The sequence below is a fragment of the Pseudomonas sp. OVF7 genome (genome assembly GCF_030644265.1).
In the GTDB taxonomy this organism is placed as follows: Bacteria; Pseudomonadota; Gammaproteobacteria; order Pseudomonadales; family Pseudomonadaceae; genus Aquipseudomonas; species Aquipseudomonas gorinensis.
In genome coordinates, this window is sequence record NZ_CP128996.1 from 2,512,867 (window position 1) to 2,527,719 (window position 14,853).

The following is a 14,853-nucleotide window of genomic DNA, read 5'->3' on the forward strand; positions in this document are numbered from 1 at the left end:
ATCACCCAGGTGGTGAGTTCGGTGCAGAAGGTCAGCGACTCTTCGGAACACACTGCCGACATCGCGATTCGCACCAACCAGGGCGTGCATAAACAGATGGTCGAGATCGACCAGGTCGCCACCGCGGTGCACGAAATGACCGCCACCGCCCAGGACGTAGCGCGTAACGCGACCCAGGCTGCGCAAGCGGCCAACCACGCTGACCAGGCCGCGAGCCAAGGCATGCGCATTGTGCGCGACACCTCGAGCTCGATCGGCGCACTCGCCCAGGAAATCGGCAAGGCCGTGGGCGTGGTGCAAACCCTGGCCAAGGACAGCGAGAACATCAACGCGATCCTCACAGCCATTCGTGGGATTGCCGAACAGACCAACCTGCTGGCGCTCAATGCGGCGATTGAAGCGGCACGGGCCGGCGAGCAAGGCCGTGGGTTTGCCGTCGTGGCAGATGAAGTGCGTAACCTGGCGCAAAAGACCCAGAAGGCCACCGAAGAAATCCAGGCCATGATCCAGCAGTTGCAGCAAGGTACGCGAGAAGTGGTGCGCGTGATGGAAGACAGCCAGAACCGTACCGACGAAAGCGTGCAGCACGCCGCCAAGGCCGCCGAAGCACTGGAGACCATTACCCAGGCGGTGTCGGTGATCAACGACATGAACACCCAGATCGCCAGCGCTGCCGAAGAGCAGAGCGCGGTGGCCGAGGACATCAATCGCAATGTGATCAATATTGGCCAAGTGGCCAATGAAGTGGCGGGCGGTGCGGATGAGTCGAGTGCGGCCAGTGCGGATTTGACCAAACTGGCGGAGCAGCAGCGGCGCTTGATCAATCAGTTCAAGGTTTAAGCTTTTCGGCGATCTTGAGCGGCCTATCGCGGGCATTGCTCGCGATGAGGCCGCAGATCACTCACAGGCTCAACCCGGCGTCAGGCACTCCGGGCCATTGAGCTTCGGATCGTTCACCATATTGGCCAGTACCCGCTCGCGCAACGCGGTCGGCTCACTGGCCAACAAGCCCTGCAACACATGCAACGGTGTTTCAGGATCGAGCCAGGCCTCCTGCCCCGCCGCATCCAGAATCAACGGCCGGCGCTGGCTCTGCGCCGCCTGGGTCACCACTGCCGTGCTCAGCCACACCTGTTCCTGCACCGGATAGGCTTCCCAGATCGCCGCAAAAAACAGCGTCGAACCCTCGCCCGGTGTCAGCCAGTACGGGCGCTTGCGCTGGGTGCCGCGCCATTCGTAGAAACCGTTGGCCGGCAGCAGGCAACGACGCTGGCGAAAGGCCTCGCGAAACATCGGTTGCTCGGCCAGGGTTTCGGCACGGGCATGGGCCGGGGTGCGGGAAAGGTCGGTCAGCCACGCTGGGGTCAGGCCCCAGCGGGCGCGGGCCAGGGTGCGCTGGCCGTCGGTGGCGCGCTGGATCAGCACCGAATCATTCGGGGAGATGTTCCACTGGGCCTGCTGGTCTGCCGGAAAACCCGGCAAGGCAGCAAAGGAGGGGTTCCAGCGAAACAGGGCATAACGTCCACACATGGGGCAACACGACTCTTGGGGTAAACCGACCGACAGCCTAACAGACCAACACGTCGGGGAAGCTGTCGGGTTCATCGCCGGGCAGCGGTTGCGCGCCGTTATAAGCGGTGATCAGCTCGCGAGCATACGCGGCCTGGTCATTATCCACTTCCAAACCCAACAGCCCGAAAATCGGCAATTCGCCGGTGCCGCCGAGCAAATGCCGCCCCACCAGGTGCGCCTCGACGCCCTCGCTGGCGAGCATCTGTTGCAGCAGCTCGCCTTCCATCAGGTTTTCCGGTTCGTAGATTCGCTGCATGGGCGCCCCCGTTATTCGTTTTCGCTGCGCGTTTCCAGCATCCATTCGTCACCATGGACCTGCAGATTGAAAGTGACCGGGCGGCAGCACACCTGGCAGTCTTCGATATAGGTCTGATCACCCCCCGACAGATCCACCGTTGTCTCGACCTCTTCACCACAATAAGGACAATCGTACGTCGCATCTTCCAGCATCGCGGTCTCCCAAGTGACTTGTGCGTATAATCGCCGGTCTATTTACAGGGCTATTCACGGCAGAGCCAATATTGCGGCCGCACCCTGGTATTTCCTCTACTTACCCTAGCCGTTTCTAACAAGAGAGCATGATGGGCGAATTCGATACCATCCGACCTTACAACGACAGCGAAGTCCCGGCAGTACTGGACCGGCTGTTCAGTGACAAGGCCTTTCTGGACATCCTGACCCACTTCCGCTTCCCGCGCTTTGCCGGCGCCCTGGGCTGGCTGCTCAAGCCGATGATCGCCCGCAAGCTGCGCCGCGAATTCGCCGGTGTGACCACCGTGGCCACGCTGCAGGACAAAGTCGAGTACTACGTCGACCACACCATTGACCGGGCGACCGACGGCGTGACCTACACCGGCGTCGAGCAACTCAAGTCGGGCACCGCCTACGTATTCCTGGCCAACCACCGCGATATCGTGATGGACCCGGCCTTCGTCAACTACGCCGTGTACCACGCCGGCCTGCCGACACCGCGCATCGCCATCGGCGACAACCTGCTGCAAAAGCCATTTGTCAGCGACCTGATGCGCTTGAACAAGAGCTTTATCGTGCACCGCTCGATCACTGGGCGAAAAGAAAAAATGGCGGCCTATCAGCTGCTGTCGGCGTACATCAACCATTCGATCCGCAACGACTGCCAGTCGATCTGGATCGCCCAGGCCGAAGGCCGCGCCAAGGATGGGGATGACCGCACCGAATCGGCGATCCTGAAGATGTTCCACGTCAGCCGCAAGGACGAGCCGTTTGCCGAGGTGATCCAGTCGTTGAACCTGACGCCGGTGTCGATCAGCTACGAATACGACCCCTGCGATGCTGCCAAGGCCCGCGAACTGTACATCCGCGCCACCACCGGCACCTACTGCAAGGCGCCGGGCGAGGACGATGTGAGCATTGCGCTGGGCATCACCGGCTACAAGGGTCGTGTGCATGTGAACTTCGCGGCGCCGATCACCGAGCGTTTCGAAGATACCAAGCTGCTCGCGGCGGAAATGGACCGGCAGATCCTCGGGGGTTATCGCTTGTTCCCGGTGCACTACCTGGCGTACGCCCAGTGGAGCGATGCCGACCCACAATTGCAGGTGCCCACGGCGGCAGATGTCTTCCCGGCGGACGAACTGGCCAAGGCACAAGCCGAGTGGGAACGGCGCTTGAATGAATGCCCGGCCGAGCACCGGCCGTTCCTGGTGGTGCAATATGCAACGCCCGTTCGCAACCAGTACCGCGTTAAAGCCGGAATCCCCCTGTAAACACCGAAACCAAAAGGTGGGAGGGGGCAAGCCCCCTCCCACTGGTGTTTTGTGGTGTTTTTACAGGTGGGTGCTGAGCCAGGACATGGCCAGCGACAGTCCCAGGCAGGCAAAGCCAATGCGATAGGCCAGGCGATGCGCCCGTTCGGTGCGCACATCCAGAAACAGCATCGGTTGGTCGATTGCGCGCTCTTCGCTCTGCGCAGCCAGGTCGGCCATCGCACGCTGCTCGCGAAAGCGGGTAATGAACAGCAGCACTGCACCCGGGCAGGCCACTAATAAGGCAACAGCATTGATCAGCAGTGCGGGCAGTGCCATCACACACCTCGGTGAATCAGTATTCTGGTATCCATTCAGATACAAACCTGAAGGATAGTCACCTCCTGCGCCGTCCAACTCCTTCCTCCATTGACGGCTAATGTATCCAGTAATTTACGGCGTCACCTGAACGTCACCTTAACAGGCCACTCTGTTGCCCTTCGAACGCTCGGGAGCTTGTCATGTTGCACGCGCAGAACCAGGATCGGCTGTATCTGATCGCCCAAAGCGATGAGCAGGAGGCGCTGGTCGACGGCCTGGCATTCAACGTCCAGGACCGCCACTGGCTGGTGTATTGCGCCCTTGGCGGGCATCAACATGCAGACTTGCCGGAGGCTGATTTGCTGACGGGGGTGAGCCTGCTGGACTTTTGTATCGACACCGCAGCCTGAAACCGAAGGCATAAAAAAACCGGGCCCAGCGATGGGCCCGGTTTTTTATTGAGCGGTTATTGCGAGCTGAGCAAGGAGCCGATGCTTGGGTCCTTGAACAGACGGGTCAGGGCGTCGCTGAGCACATCGCTGACCAGCTTGGTATTGGTCTCCTGGTTCGGCGCCATGCCAAAGCGCTGATTGAGGGACGCACCATAACGGCCGCTGTAGCGACGGGTGCCGGCAGTGACGTCAGACTTGAACGTCGCGCCAATAGAGGCTTCGGTCACATACAGGCCGTCCTTGGGCGACTGGTACTTCAGCTCGGCCAGGGTGATGGTCAACTGAGGGGCGCCCGGCGAATTGGCCGGGGTAAAACCCAGCAGGCGCACGGCGGCTTCGGCCTGGGCTTGCAGCTTGGGCAGCACGTCTGCAGCGTTCACCGACACCAGTGCGGTCTCCGGGTACAAGCCGCCACGGGAGCCCAGGGTGGGTGATGGACGACCGTCCACTACACGCACCGACACCGGCTGGCCGTGCCCCACGGGCGCCAACTGCGTGGTGATTATCGGCTGCGGGCTGAGTTGTTGCGGGCTGTTGGCGCAGCCAACCAGGGTCAAACTGGTCACAGTGATCAAACCGAACAACAGGCGTTGCAACATGCTCTTCTCTCCAGAAATCGAGTACCGACAGCGCGGCAGTATAGCGGGCGGCCATTGCCGGGAACTAGCGCCAGTTACAACCTATGACCCGCTGGCGATGTAGCGGTTCGGTGTCACAGATATGTCACCGCTGATACACGAGTGCGTCATCGTGGGCGCGCATGCTTGGTTTCAATCCAAGGAGGTCGATCCCATGCATTTTCTCTGGTCACTGTTCTCTCGCAAGCCCGCCCTTCGCCAGTTTGCCCTGCTCGATGCCCAAGGCCGCTGCCAGGCCTTCAAAGAGTGCAGCCTGCCGCCGGTCGGCGAAGGTTGGGTAGAAATCGACGAAATTCGCTTGAGCTGGATGCACCACCCCTTGCCAGCGCGCGCGCGCATCAGCCAGCGCCCTGCGCAGTCGCCAAGTCACCAGCCGTTGGCCGCCTGACCGAACACCTAATAAAAGTCATAAAACACGCCCATTTCCTTAGCGTTCTTCGCTACAATCTCCCCCCGATTATAAGGACGTCTCCTGATCGGGCCTCGCAGCATCGTTAATGCCTCGGTATTAACCCCCAAGAATCGCCCACAGAGAGCCGCCCACACAGATCGAGTGAAGCTGGCGCGCTTGCTGTTTTCCTTGCAAACCACCCTTCTTTACCGAATCTGCCAGAGCTGCCATTGCGCTCGGCCACTTGAGTTGTTTGCCCGTTTTGCCGCATGTCGGCAGAGGTGTCGCGGGCCAGGTGCCAGACTGGGCAGCCCTTTTTTGAGGTTCACGTCTTCAAAAGAGCGTGAAAAAACGGGTTTTCACAACTTCACAAGAGTGTGGCGAGCAAATGAATAGTTTGGCGTTTGTACAAGCACCATCAGCGTCTGGAACAGCCCAACCACACAGGAACGAGCACGCCTCAAAAACGCTGGCTTGATCCTGTCCGCTACGGATTGGTTGCACGAATCGCACGCTTTGACCATAAGTCGAATTGCCACAGGCGCCCATGAATGCGTTCATAGGCAGATTAGCCCGGCAGGAAGCGTGCGCTGAAGTTGCAAAGAATTGCGAATCGGACATGGCGATCCTGGCCATGGGTAACCTGGGGCAACACGTGAACCGCCCCGTCACTCCTGGCAGCCATGCCGTCAATTTGGTGCTGCAGATTTTGGAGACGCGTTAAATGGCGCATAACGAAGCAGTCGACGTAGTACTGGTAGGGGCCGGCATCATGAGTGCCACCCTGGCCGTACTGCTCAAAGAGCTCGACCCCGGCCTCAAGCTGGAAGTCGTTGAGCTGATGGATTCGGGTGCCGCGGAAAGTTCCAACCCGTGGAACAACGCCGGTACCGGTCATGCTGGCCTGTGTGAGCTCAACTACACCCCCCAGGCCGCCGATGGTTCCATCGACATCAAGAAAGCCGTGCACATCAACACCCAGTTCGAGGTGTCGAAGCAGTTCTGGGCGTACCTGACCAAAAAAGGCACCTTTGGCTCGTCCAAGTCCTTTATCAGCCCGGTGCCGCACCTGAGCTTCGTTCAGGGCGAAAAAGGCGTGTCTTTCCTCAAGAAGCGCTTTGAAACCCTCAGCCAGCACCACGCGTTCTCGGATATGCACTACACCGAAGACCGCAGCGAGATGGCCGAGTGGATGCCGCTGATGATGCCAGGCCGCCCGCTGGACGAAAAAATCGCGGCAACCCGTGTCGTGAACGGCACCGACGTCAACTTCGGCGCCCTCACCAACCAACTGCTCAGCCACCTGACCAGCTCGGCGGACGCCCAGGTCAAGTACTGCAAGCGCGTGACCGGCCTCAAGCGCAACGGCGCGGGCTGGACTGTGAGCATCAAGGACGTCAACAGCGGCAACAGCCGTGATGTGGACGCCAAGTTCGTGTTCCTCGGCGCCGGTGGTGCGGCCCTGCCCCTGCTGCAAGCCTCGGGTATCGAAGAGAGCAAAGGTTTTGGCGGCTTCCCGGTCAGCGGGCAGTGGCTGCGTTGCGACAACCCGGAAGTGGTCAAGCACCACCAGGCCAAGGTCTACAGCCAGGCCGCGGTGGGTTCGCCACCGATGTCCGTGCCACACCTGGACACCCGCGTGGTCGATGGCAAGAAGTCCCTGCTGTTCGGGCCTTACGCCGGCTTTACCACCAAGTTCCTCAAGCATGGCTCGTTCCTCGACCTGCCGCTGTCAGTGCGCGCCGGCAACATCGGGCCGATGCTGGCCGTGGCACGGGACAACATGGACCTCACCAAGTACCTGGTCAGCGAAGTGATGCAGTCCATGGAGCAGCGCCTTGAATCCCTGCGCCGCTTCTACCCGGAAGCCAAAGCCGAGGACTGGCGCCTGGAAGTGGCCGGCCAACGCGTGCAGATCATCAAGAAAGATCCGAAGAAAGGCGGCGTGCTGCAATTCGGCACCGAACTGGTCGCAGCCAAGGACGGTTCGTTGGCGGCGCTTTTGGGTGCTTCTCCTGGCGCGTCGGTAACGGTGTCGATCATGCTGGAACTGATCGAGCGCTGCTTCCCGGAAAAAACTGCCGGCGAATGGGCCACCAAGCTGCATGAGATCTTCCCGGCCCGGGAAAAAGTGTTGGAAACCGATGCTGAGCTGTATCGCAAGATCAATGCGCAGAACAACATCAGCCTGGAGCTTGTAGAGCAAAGCAACGAGGCTGAAAGCTACGCTTGATCGCCCCTGTAGGAGCGAGCTTGCTCGCGAAAATCGTCAACGATAATGCGGGGCACCTGATTAAACGGGGTGCCCTTGCGTTCTTCGCGAGCAAGCTCGCTCCTACAGTTAAAAGCAAAAACGCCCCGCTCTCAGGCTGAGAGCGGGGCGTTTTTTTATGCCTCGCAAGCGTCAGCCGCGGGCGTTGTCGATCAGCTCGATGTACTCGGCGGCGTTGCGCTGGTCCTTGATCAGGTCGACAAAGGTCTGGCCATGCTCGTCCTTGCCGTCCAGGTCCAGGCCAGCAGCCTTGAAGAAGCCCAGGAAGCGTTCGAAATCGTCGATACGCAGGCCACGATAGGCCTTGATCAGTTTGTGCAGGGACGGTGAAGTCGCGTCAACTGGCTCGAAGTCCAGGAACAACTTGATTTGATCGTCGCCGATTTCGTCGCCAATCACCTGTTTCTTATCTTTACGCATTACCGACTCCAGCCTGCAGACATTTACACGGGGTTTGAAGTCTACCTGCGAGGCGCGGGCTTCGAAAGCGCTGAAGAACCAATGTGGTGGCAGTGGATCAGCCACAGATGCATCAACTGACAGGCCCCCTCCCACATTGGTTCTTCAGTGTTTTTGCTATTTGGTACGAACAGCCCCGGTATGCAAATCCGCCCAGATATGCCCATTGGCGTAACTGAGGAACTGCACATATACCGTGTCATTGCGCAGCAAGTCGACAATCACTCGGTACTGGGTCACCGGGTACGACAGGGTCAAGGTTTTACTCTTGTCATCGTATGCCGGCTTTTTCAGGCTTTTGCTTTCGGCATCGAAATTGAGGACCACCTGGGCGATGGTCGCGCCCTTGTTCAAGGACTTGCCCTTGAGTCGAATCATCAACGGAGAGGTCACCGGAATCGGCTGCTGGGTGGATTGACGCTGGTTACCCACCACCACTGCATATTCGGTAATTTGCAGCAGTTGCTGCTGGTCAGGCGCTTCGGCGCGCAAGGCCAGGTCGTCCGGCGGCAGGAATTGACTGTGCATCGGCGCAGGCGCGGCGGCCAGGGGCAGGCTCAAGGTCAGCGCCAGGGCGGCGCAGGTGCGTATCAACAGGCTCATGGGCCGCTCCGCAGAAGATGGCCCAGCACTGTAGCTCAATCGAAGTGGGCAAGCATCCAGCGTTGATACTGCGCCACATCGGCATCGCCTTCGCGGGGCGCCCAGTCAGCCAGTTCACCCTCACCAACCGGCCGATAGGGCCCGGCCTTGCACTCGAACATCACGGTATCGGGCTCCAGCACCACCAAGCCATGGAACACACCCGGTGGCAGATCCACTCCCGAACACTCACCGCCCGCCTGCATCACACGCTGGGCAAGCACCTCGCCGGCCTCGCTGAACACCAACAAGCCCAGGCGCCCCTTGAGCACGAGCAGCGTTTCAGCCTTGTCCGCGCTCAGGTGACGGTGAGGGGGTACATACGTATCGGGTTGCAGGCCCACCGCCAGGCGATGGCACGGCTCTTCCATCTGATGGAAGTTATGGTGGTGCCGGCCACGGGAACTGGCGGCCGCTTTCTCGGCCAACTCGGCAAACAACGTCTGGTCAAGAAAGCGAGTCATGCCTTACATCCCTTTGACGGCGTAAATCCCATTGGCATTGCGCCAGTAACCTTTGTAGTCCATGCCGTAACCGAAGATGTAGCGATCGATACACGGCAGACCGACGAAATCGGCTTTCAACTCAGGACGCGCCTTGCGGTCGTGATCTTTGTCGATCAGCACGGCGGTGTGTACTTTGCGCGCGCCGGCATGTTTGCAGAAGTCGATGATCGCGCCCAGGGTGTGCCCTTCATCAAGGATGTCGTCGATGATCAGCACGTCGCGGTCGATGAACGAGACTTCCGGCTTGGCTTTCCAGAACAGATCGCCACCGCTGGTTTCGTTGCGGTAACGGGTGGCGTGCAGATAGGACGCTTCCAACGGGAATTGCAGATGAGTCAGCAATTTACCGGCAAAGATCAGGCCCCCATTCATCACGCAGAAGACCACCGGGTTGGTATCGGCCATCTCGCGAGTGATGTGTGCGCCGACCCGGGCGATCGCTTCTTCGACTTGCGCTTCGGTGTACAGGCAGTCAGCCTCGCGCATGATTTGACGGATATGCTCGAGATCAGCGGACATGGCGCTCTCCAAGGGGGTGCTGTGGCAAGAAAAGCGGGCAAAGGTACGCATGTGAGGCGCAACGTTCAAGCCTTAATGGACTAACGTACTAGATGTCTATAGGACAACACCCTCGGATAGATTAATCTAGGCCGGTTTTTTTGCCCGCCGCCGGAGCCTTTCCCATGCCCACTCGCGAGATCCGCCATCCGCTGATCCGACACAAGCTCGGCCTTATGCGCCGCGCCGACATTAGCACGAAGAACTTCCGTGAGCTTGCTCAGGAAGTCGGAGCGTTGCTCACTTACGAAGCCACCAAGGATTTACCCCTGGAAAGCTACGAGATCCCCGGTTGGGCGGGTCCCGTCCAGGTCGAGAAAATCGCCGGTAAGAAAATCACCGTGGTACCGATCCTGCGGGCCGGTATCGGCATGCTCGAAGGTGTACTCAGCCTGATCCCGGGCGCCAAAGTCAGCGCCGTGGGCGTGGCCCGCAATGAAGAAACCCTGCAGGCGCACACGTACCTGGAAAAACTCGTACCGGAAATCAACGAGCGACTGGCGATGATCATCGACCCGATGCTCGCCACCGGCAGTTCCATGGTCGCCACCATCGACCTGCTGAAAAAGGCCGGTTGCAAGGACATTCGCGCGATGGTGCTGGTGGCCGCGCCGGAAGGCATCGCCGCTGTCGAGAAGGCCCACCCGGACGTGCAGATCTACACGGCCTCCATCGATGAACGCCTGAACGAACACGGCTACATCATCCCGGGCCTGGGCGATGCCGGCGACAAGATCTTCGGTACCAAGCAGAAGGACGCGTGAGCATGCAGGATGAATTCAACGACCCGCTTTGGCGCCAGATCCTGTCTGGCGCACAGATGCTCTTCGTGGCATTTGGCGCGCTGGTGTTGATGCCGCTGATTACAGGTCTTGATCCAAACGTCGCGTTGTTTACCGCCGGCCTGGGCACGCTGCTGTTCCAGCTGGTGACCGGGCGGCAGGTGCCGGTTTTCCTGGCGTCGAGCTTTGCCTTCATTACCCCGATCATTCTCGCCAAGCAGCAGTTCGGCCTGGCGGCGACCATGGGCGGGGTGATGGCGGCCGGTTTCGTTTACACCTTCCTTGGCGCTGCGGTAAAGATCAAGGGCACCGGCTTCATCGACCGGTTGCTGCCGCCGGTCGTGATCGGCCCGGTGATCATCTCCATCGGCCTGGCCATGGCGCCGATTGCCGCCAATATGGCGATGGGTAAATCCGGCGACGGTGCCGAGTTGATCCATTACCAGACGGCGATGCTGATCTCGATGCCAGCGTTGCTGACCACGCTGATCGTGGCGGTGTTCGGCAAAGGCATATTCCGCCTGGTGCCGATCATCTCCGGCGTGCTGGTGGGCTTTGCCATGTCATTCTATTTTGGCGTGGTCGACACGGCGAAGATCGCCGCCGCACCGTGGTTCGCCCTGCCCCACTTCACCGCGCCGGAGTTCAACTGGCAGGCGATCCTGTTTATCGTCCCGGTAGCCCTGGCTCCGGCGATCGAACATATCGGCGGCGTGATCGCGGTGGGCAGCGTGACGGGGCGCGACTACCTGAAAAAACCGGGCCTGCACCGCACCTTGCTGGGCGACGGCATCGCCACCACGGCCGCTGGCCTGTTTGGCGGCCCGCCGAACACCACCTACGCCGAAGTGACGGGCGCGGTGATGCTGACCAAGAACTACAACCCGAAGATCATGACCTGGGCTGCCATCTTTGCCATCAGCCTGGCGTTTATCGGTAAGTTCGGCGCACTGCTGCAGAGCATCCCGGTGCCGGTGATGGGCGGGATTCTATGCCTGTTGTTCGGCTCGATTGCCGCGGTGGGCATGAACACGCTGATCCGCCACAAGATCGACCTGGGGGAGGCGCGCAATCTGGTGATTGTGTCGGTGACCCTGGTGTTCGGGATTGGCGGTGTGCTGGTGGGTACCGGCACGGGGCCGGACGACTTCGGCCTGAAGGGCATTGCCTTGTGTGCGGTGGTCGCGATTGGTTTGAACCTGCTGCTGCCGGGCAATGATGGCTGGAAGAACAAAAAGCCTGACGAACCGCTGCTCTAACTGCCAACGCAAAACCAGATGTGGGAGGGGGCTTGCCCCCGATGGCGGTGTATCAGTCACACATGTAGCGACTGACACACTGCTATCGGGGGCAAGCCCCCTCCCACATTTTTACATCTTCAGTGTGGCTTAGAGCTCACCCAAGCCATCAATCAGCGCCTGGTTCTGTTCCGGCGTACCGATGCTGATCCGCAGGAACTGGGCAATCCTCTCCTGCTTGAAGTGCCGCACGATAACCCCTTGCTCACGCAGCTTGGCCGCCAGGCCCGCTGCGTCGTGCTGAGGGTGGCGGGCGAAGATGAAATTCGCAGCCGATGGCAATACTTCAAAGCCTTTGCCTTCCAATTGCACAACTAGCTTGTTACGGCTGTCGATCACCAACTGGCAAGTCTTCTCGAAATACTCACGGTCCTCGAACGCCGCCGCCGCGCCAACGATCGCCAGGCGATCGAGCGGGTAGGAGTTGAAGCTGTTCTTGACCCGCTCCAGTGCCTCGATCAGGTCCGGGTGCCCCACCGCCAGGCCCACGCGCAAACCGGCCAGTGAGCGCGATTTGGACAGGGTCTGGGTCACCAGCAGATTCGGGTAACGGTCGACCAGGCTGATCGCCGTTTCGCCACCAAAGTCGATATAGGCTTCATCAACCACCACCACCGAATCCGGGCTGGCCTTGAGGATCTGCTCCACCGCCTCCAGCGCCAGCACACAGCCAGTCGGCGCGTTCGGGTTGGGGAAGATGATCCCGCCGTTGGGCTTGGCGTAGTCCGCAACGCGAATCTGGAACTGCTCATCCAGCGGCACCGGGTCGGACTTGATGCCATAGAGGCCGCAGTACACCGGATAGAAGCTGTAGCTGATATCCGGGAACAGCAGCGGCAAGTCGTGCTGGAACAGGCCATGGAAGATGTGCGCAAGGACTTCATCGGAACCGTTGCCGAGGAACACTTTGCCGGCGTCGACCCCGTAGTACTTGGCCACGGCCTGCTTGAGCAGGTCGCTGTTGGGGTCCGGGTACAGGCGCAGGTTGTCGTTCAACTCGGCCTGCATGGCCGCCAGCGCCTTGGGCGATGGGCCATAGGGGTTTTCATTGGTGTTGAGCTTGACCAGCTTGGTCAGCTTCGGCTGCTCACCGGGTACGTAAGGCACGAGGTCCTTGACGAAGGGGCTCCAGAATTTGCTCATCTCAATTACCTTTCTTGTCGTCAAGGATGCGGTATTCAGCGCTGCGGGCGTGGGCGCTCAGGGATTCACCACGGGCCAGCACCGAAGCGGTCTTGCCCAACTCGGAAGCACCTTGTGGCGAGCAGAAGATGATCGACGAACGCTTCTGGAAGTCATACACCCCCAGCGGCGACGAGAAGCGCGCGGTGCCGGAGGTCGGCAATACGTGGTTGGGACCCGCGCAGTAGTCACCCAGGGCTTCGCTGGTGTGGCGGCCCATGAAGATCGCACCCGCATGGCGAATCGACGACAACCAGGCTTGTGGGTCGGCCACGGACAGCTCCAGGTGTTCCGGTGCGATACGGTTGGCCACTTCGATGGCCTGCTCCATGTCACGCACCAGAATCAGCGCACCACGGCCATTGATCGACTTCTCGATAATGTCGGCGCGGTCCATGGTCGGCAGCAGCTTATTGATGCTGGCCGCAACCTTGTCGAGGAACTCGGCATCGGGACTGACCAGGATCGCCTGGGCATCTTCGTCGTGCTCAGCCTGGGAGAACAGGTCCATGGCGATCCAGTCCGGGTCAGTCTGGCCGTCACACACCACGAGGATTTCCGAAGGCCCGGCGATCATGTCGATACCGACTTGGCCAAACACATGGCGCTTGGCGGTGGCGACGTAGATGTTGCCGGGGCCGACCACTTTGTCGACCTTCGGTACGCTTTCGGTGCCATAGGCCAGGGCCGCGACAGCCTGGGCGCCGCCGATGGTGAACACGCGGTCGACGCCGGCGATGCAAGCCGCTGCCAGTACCAGCTCGTTGATTTCACCACGCGGGGTCGGCACCACCATGACCACTTCGGTCACGCCCGCCACCTTGGCCGGGATCGCGTTCATCAGCACCGACGACGGGTACGAGGCTTTACCGCCCGGCACGTACAAACCGGCGCGGTCCAGTGGCGTGACCTTCTGGCCCAGCACGGTGCCATCGGCTTCGGTGTAGCTCCAGGAGTCCTGCTTCTGCTTTTCGTGGTAGCTGCGCACTCGGGTCGCAGCGACTTCGAGGGCTTCGCGCTGCGGCGCGGTGATGCGCGTCAGGGCCAGCTCCAGGCGTTCGCGAGGCAGGATCAGGTCAGCCATGGACTTGACGTCCAGGCCATCGAACTGGCGGGTGAAATCCACCAGCGCTGCATCACCGCGCTCGCGCACGGCCTTGATGATGTCGAGCACCCGCTGGTTGACCGAGTCGTCGGACACGCTTTCCCAGCTCAGCAGATGATCCAGATGATGGGCGAAATCCGGGTCGGCAGCGTTGAGTCGGGCAATTGCAGTGGACGTGGTCATAGCGAGGGCCTCAATAGAATTGGCAAAAACTCAGGCGCCCTAAACTACCGTTCGCTCCGCTTGGGCACCTGAGAATTCTGGCTATGAGGCGGATAGACGGGCGCAGCTTTTAAGCTACGCGGGTGAGTCAACCGCGGTGTCGAGACTCCACTGCCTTGCGCAGGGTGTCGATCAACGCCTGGATACGGGCGTGCTGCATTTTCATGGAAGCCTTGTTGACGATCAGCCGGGAGCTGATGTCGGCAATGAAATCCTGGGGCTCCAGGCCGTTGGCACGCAAGGTGTTGCCGGTGTCGACTACGTCGATGATCTTGTCGGCCAGGCCAATCAGCGGTGCCAGCTCCATCGAGCCGTAGAGCTTGATGATGTCGACCTGACGGCCTTGTTCGGCGTAGTAGCGCTTGGCGACGTTGACGAACTTGGTGGCCACGCGCAGGCGACCTTTAGGCTCGACATCACCGACACGGCCAGCGGTCATCAGCTTGCACAGGGCAATGCGCAGGTCCAGCGGCTCGTAAAGGCCCTGGCCGCCGTATTCCATCAGCACGTCCTTACCGGCGACACCGAGGTCGGCCGCGCCATGCTCAACGTACGTCGGCACGTCGGTAGCCCGTACGATCAAAAGGCGAACGTCATCCTGGGTCGTAGGGATGATCAGCTTGCGGCTCTTGTCCGGATTCTCGGTCGGCACGATGCCCGCTTCAGCCAGAAGCGGCAAGGTGTCGTCAAGGATGCGGCCCTTGGACAGTGCGATGGTCAACATGGGAA

19 protein-coding genes and 1 pseudogene are annotated in these 14,853 nt (G+C 60.4%); 8 read left to right on the forward strand and 12 right to left on the reverse strand.

The features are described from left to right. Positions 1–96: 96 nt before the first annotated feature. Positions 97–840 carry a methyl-accepting chemotaxis protein gene (locus tag QU606_RS32890; RefSeq protein WP_370531112.1) on the forward strand — a complete coding sequence of 248 codons (744 nt, stop codon included), beginning with the start codon at positions 97–99 and terminating at the stop codon, positions 838–840. Positions 841–909: 69 nt separating this feature from the next. Here QU606_RS32890 and QU606_RS11425 read toward each other — a convergent pair whose 3' ends face one another. Genes QU606_RS11425 through QU606_RS11435 form a run of 3 tightly spaced genes read right to left on the reverse strand, consistent with a single transcriptional unit; the run spans position 910 to position 2,022 of the window. Beyond that, the gene (locus tag QU606_RS11425; RefSeq protein WP_024073495.1) at positions 910–1,530 is read right to left on the reverse strand and encodes an SOS response-associated peptidase; all 621 of its coding nucleotides are present in this window, start codon (positions 1,528–1,530) and stop codon (positions 910–912) included. A 37-nt stretch (positions 1,531–1,567) separates the two neighbouring features. Next, complete coding sequence (locus QU606_RS11430; RefSeq protein ID WP_024073494.1) at positions 1,568–1,828, reverse strand: putative signal transducing protein; 261 nt, start codon at positions 1,826–1,828, stop codon at positions 1,568–1,570. An 11-nt stretch (positions 1,829–1,839) separates the two neighbouring features. Beyond that, complete coding sequence (locus tag QU606_RS11435; RefSeq protein WP_069075273.1) at positions 1,840–2,022, reverse strand: CPXCG motif-containing cysteine-rich protein; 183 nt, start codon at positions 2,020–2,022, stop codon at positions 1,840–1,842. Between the two features lie 131 nt (positions 2,023–2,153). Here QU606_RS11435 and QU606_RS11440 point away from each other — a divergent pair, with 131 nt between their 5' ends. Continuing rightward, positions 2,154–3,317 (forward strand): 1-acyl-sn-glycerol-3-phosphate acyltransferase, encoded by a 1,164-nt coding sequence (locus tag QU606_RS11440; protein ID WP_173903818.1) that lies wholly within the window; start codon positions 2,154–2,156, stop codon positions 3,315–3,317. Positions 3,318–3,377: 60 nt separating this feature from the next. Here QU606_RS11440 and QU606_RS11445 read toward each other — a convergent pair whose 3' ends face one another. Beyond that, positions 3,378–3,635, reverse strand: a complete 258-nt coding sequence (locus QU606_RS11445; RefSeq protein WP_024073492.1) for a hypothetical protein — start codon at positions 3,633–3,635, stop codon at positions 3,378–3,380. Positions 3,636–3,817: 182 nt separating this feature from the next. On the opposite strand from QU606_RS11445, the gene QU606_RS11450 reads away from it, so the two are divergent. Further along, complete coding sequence (locus QU606_RS11450; protein WP_024073491.1) at positions 3,818–4,027, forward strand: hypothetical protein; 210 nt, start codon at positions 3,818–3,820, stop codon at positions 4,025–4,027. Between the two features lie 56 nt (positions 4,028–4,083). Here QU606_RS11450 and QU606_RS11455 read toward each other — a convergent pair whose 3' ends face one another. Beyond that, positions 4,084–4,668, reverse strand: a complete 585-nt coding sequence (locus QU606_RS11455) for a YajG family lipoprotein (RefSeq protein ID WP_024073490.1) — start codon at positions 4,666–4,668, stop codon at positions 4,084–4,086. Positions 4,669–4,861: 193 nt separating this feature from the next. Here QU606_RS11455 and QU606_RS11460 point away from each other — a divergent pair, with 193 nt between their 5' ends. The 3 genes and pseudogenes from QU606_RS11460 to QU606_RS11470 all read left to right on the forward strand — a co-directional run. Continuing rightward, on the forward strand, positions 4,862–5,095 hold the full coding sequence (locus QU606_RS11460) for a hypothetical protein (RefSeq protein WP_024073489.1): 234 nt from the start codon (positions 4,862–4,864) through the stop codon (positions 5,093–5,095). 727 nt (positions 5,096–5,822) lie between these two features. Then, positions 5,823–7,331, forward strand: a complete 1,509-nt coding sequence (gene mqo, locus QU606_RS11465) for a malate dehydrogenase (quinone) (RefSeq protein WP_024073488.1) — start codon at positions 5,823–5,825, stop codon at positions 7,329–7,331. Then, a pseudogene (locus QU606_RS11470) lies at positions 7,328–7,441 on the forward strand (outer membrane lipoprotein carrier protein LolA); the annotation flags it as partial. The gene mqo and the pseudogene QU606_RS11470, both read left to right, overlap by 4 nt. A 61-nt stretch (positions 7,442–7,502) precedes the next feature. Here the strand turns inward: QU606_RS11470 and QU606_RS11475 are convergent. From QU606_RS11475 to QU606_RS11490, 4 genes are all read right to left on the reverse strand, one after another. After that, on the reverse strand, positions 7,503–7,790 hold the full coding sequence (locus tag QU606_RS11475) for a PA4642 family protein (protein ID WP_017845962.1): 288 nt from the start codon (positions 7,788–7,790) through the stop codon (positions 7,503–7,505). Between the two features lie 156 nt (positions 7,791–7,946). After that, a complete protein-coding gene (locus tag QU606_RS11480; protein WP_024073486.1) occupies positions 7,947–8,432 on the reverse strand; it encodes a hypothetical protein in 486 nt (161 codons plus the stop codon). Between the two features lie 35 nt (positions 8,433–8,467). Beyond that, entirely contained in the window at positions 8,468–8,935 is a 468-nt protein-coding gene (locus QU606_RS11485) for a WbuC family cupin fold metalloprotein (RefSeq protein ID WP_024073485.1), read from the reverse strand. A 3-nt stretch (positions 8,936–8,938) separates the two neighbouring features. Then, a complete protein-coding gene (locus QU606_RS11490; RefSeq protein WP_024073484.1) occupies positions 8,939–9,496 on the reverse strand; it encodes a hypoxanthine-guanine phosphoribosyltransferase in 558 nt (185 codons plus the stop codon). A gap of 164 nt (positions 9,497–9,660) precedes the next feature. On the opposite strand from QU606_RS11490, the gene upp reads away from it, so the two are divergent. Continuing rightward, positions 9,661–10,299 (forward strand): uracil phosphoribosyltransferase, encoded by a 639-nt coding sequence (upp, locus tag QU606_RS11495; RefSeq protein ID WP_024073483.1) that lies wholly within the window; start codon positions 9,661–9,663, stop codon positions 10,297–10,299. Between the two features lie 2 nt (positions 10,300–10,301). Next, on the forward strand, positions 10,302–11,576 hold the full coding sequence (locus tag QU606_RS11500) for a uracil-xanthine permease family protein (protein WP_024073482.1): 1,275 nt from the start codon (positions 10,302–10,304) through the stop codon (positions 11,574–11,576). A gap of 129 nt (positions 11,577–11,705) precedes the next feature. On the opposite strand, the gene hisC is transcribed toward QU606_RS11500, so the two are convergent. The 3 genes from hisC to hisG all read right to left on the reverse strand — a co-directional run bounded on the left by hisC (position 11,706) and on the right by hisG (position 14,848). Then, positions 11,706–12,758, reverse strand: coding sequence for a histidinol-phosphate transaminase (gene hisC, locus QU606_RS11505; RefSeq protein WP_304998398.1), 1,053 nt, complete (start codon positions 12,756–12,758; stop codon positions 11,706–11,708). Position 12,759: 1 nt separating this feature from the next. Continuing rightward, positions 12,760–14,085: a histidinol dehydrogenase gene (hisD, locus tag QU606_RS11510; protein WP_304998399.1), complete on the reverse strand. Its 1,326-nt coding sequence runs from the start codon at positions 14,083–14,085 to the stop codon at positions 12,760–12,762. A gap of 127 nt (positions 14,086–14,212) precedes the next feature. Continuing rightward, a complete protein-coding gene (gene hisG, locus QU606_RS11515) occupies positions 14,213–14,848 on the reverse strand; it encodes an ATP phosphoribosyltransferase (RefSeq protein ID WP_003188599.1) in 636 nt (211 codons plus the stop codon). Positions 14,849–14,853: the final 5 nt, after the last annotated feature.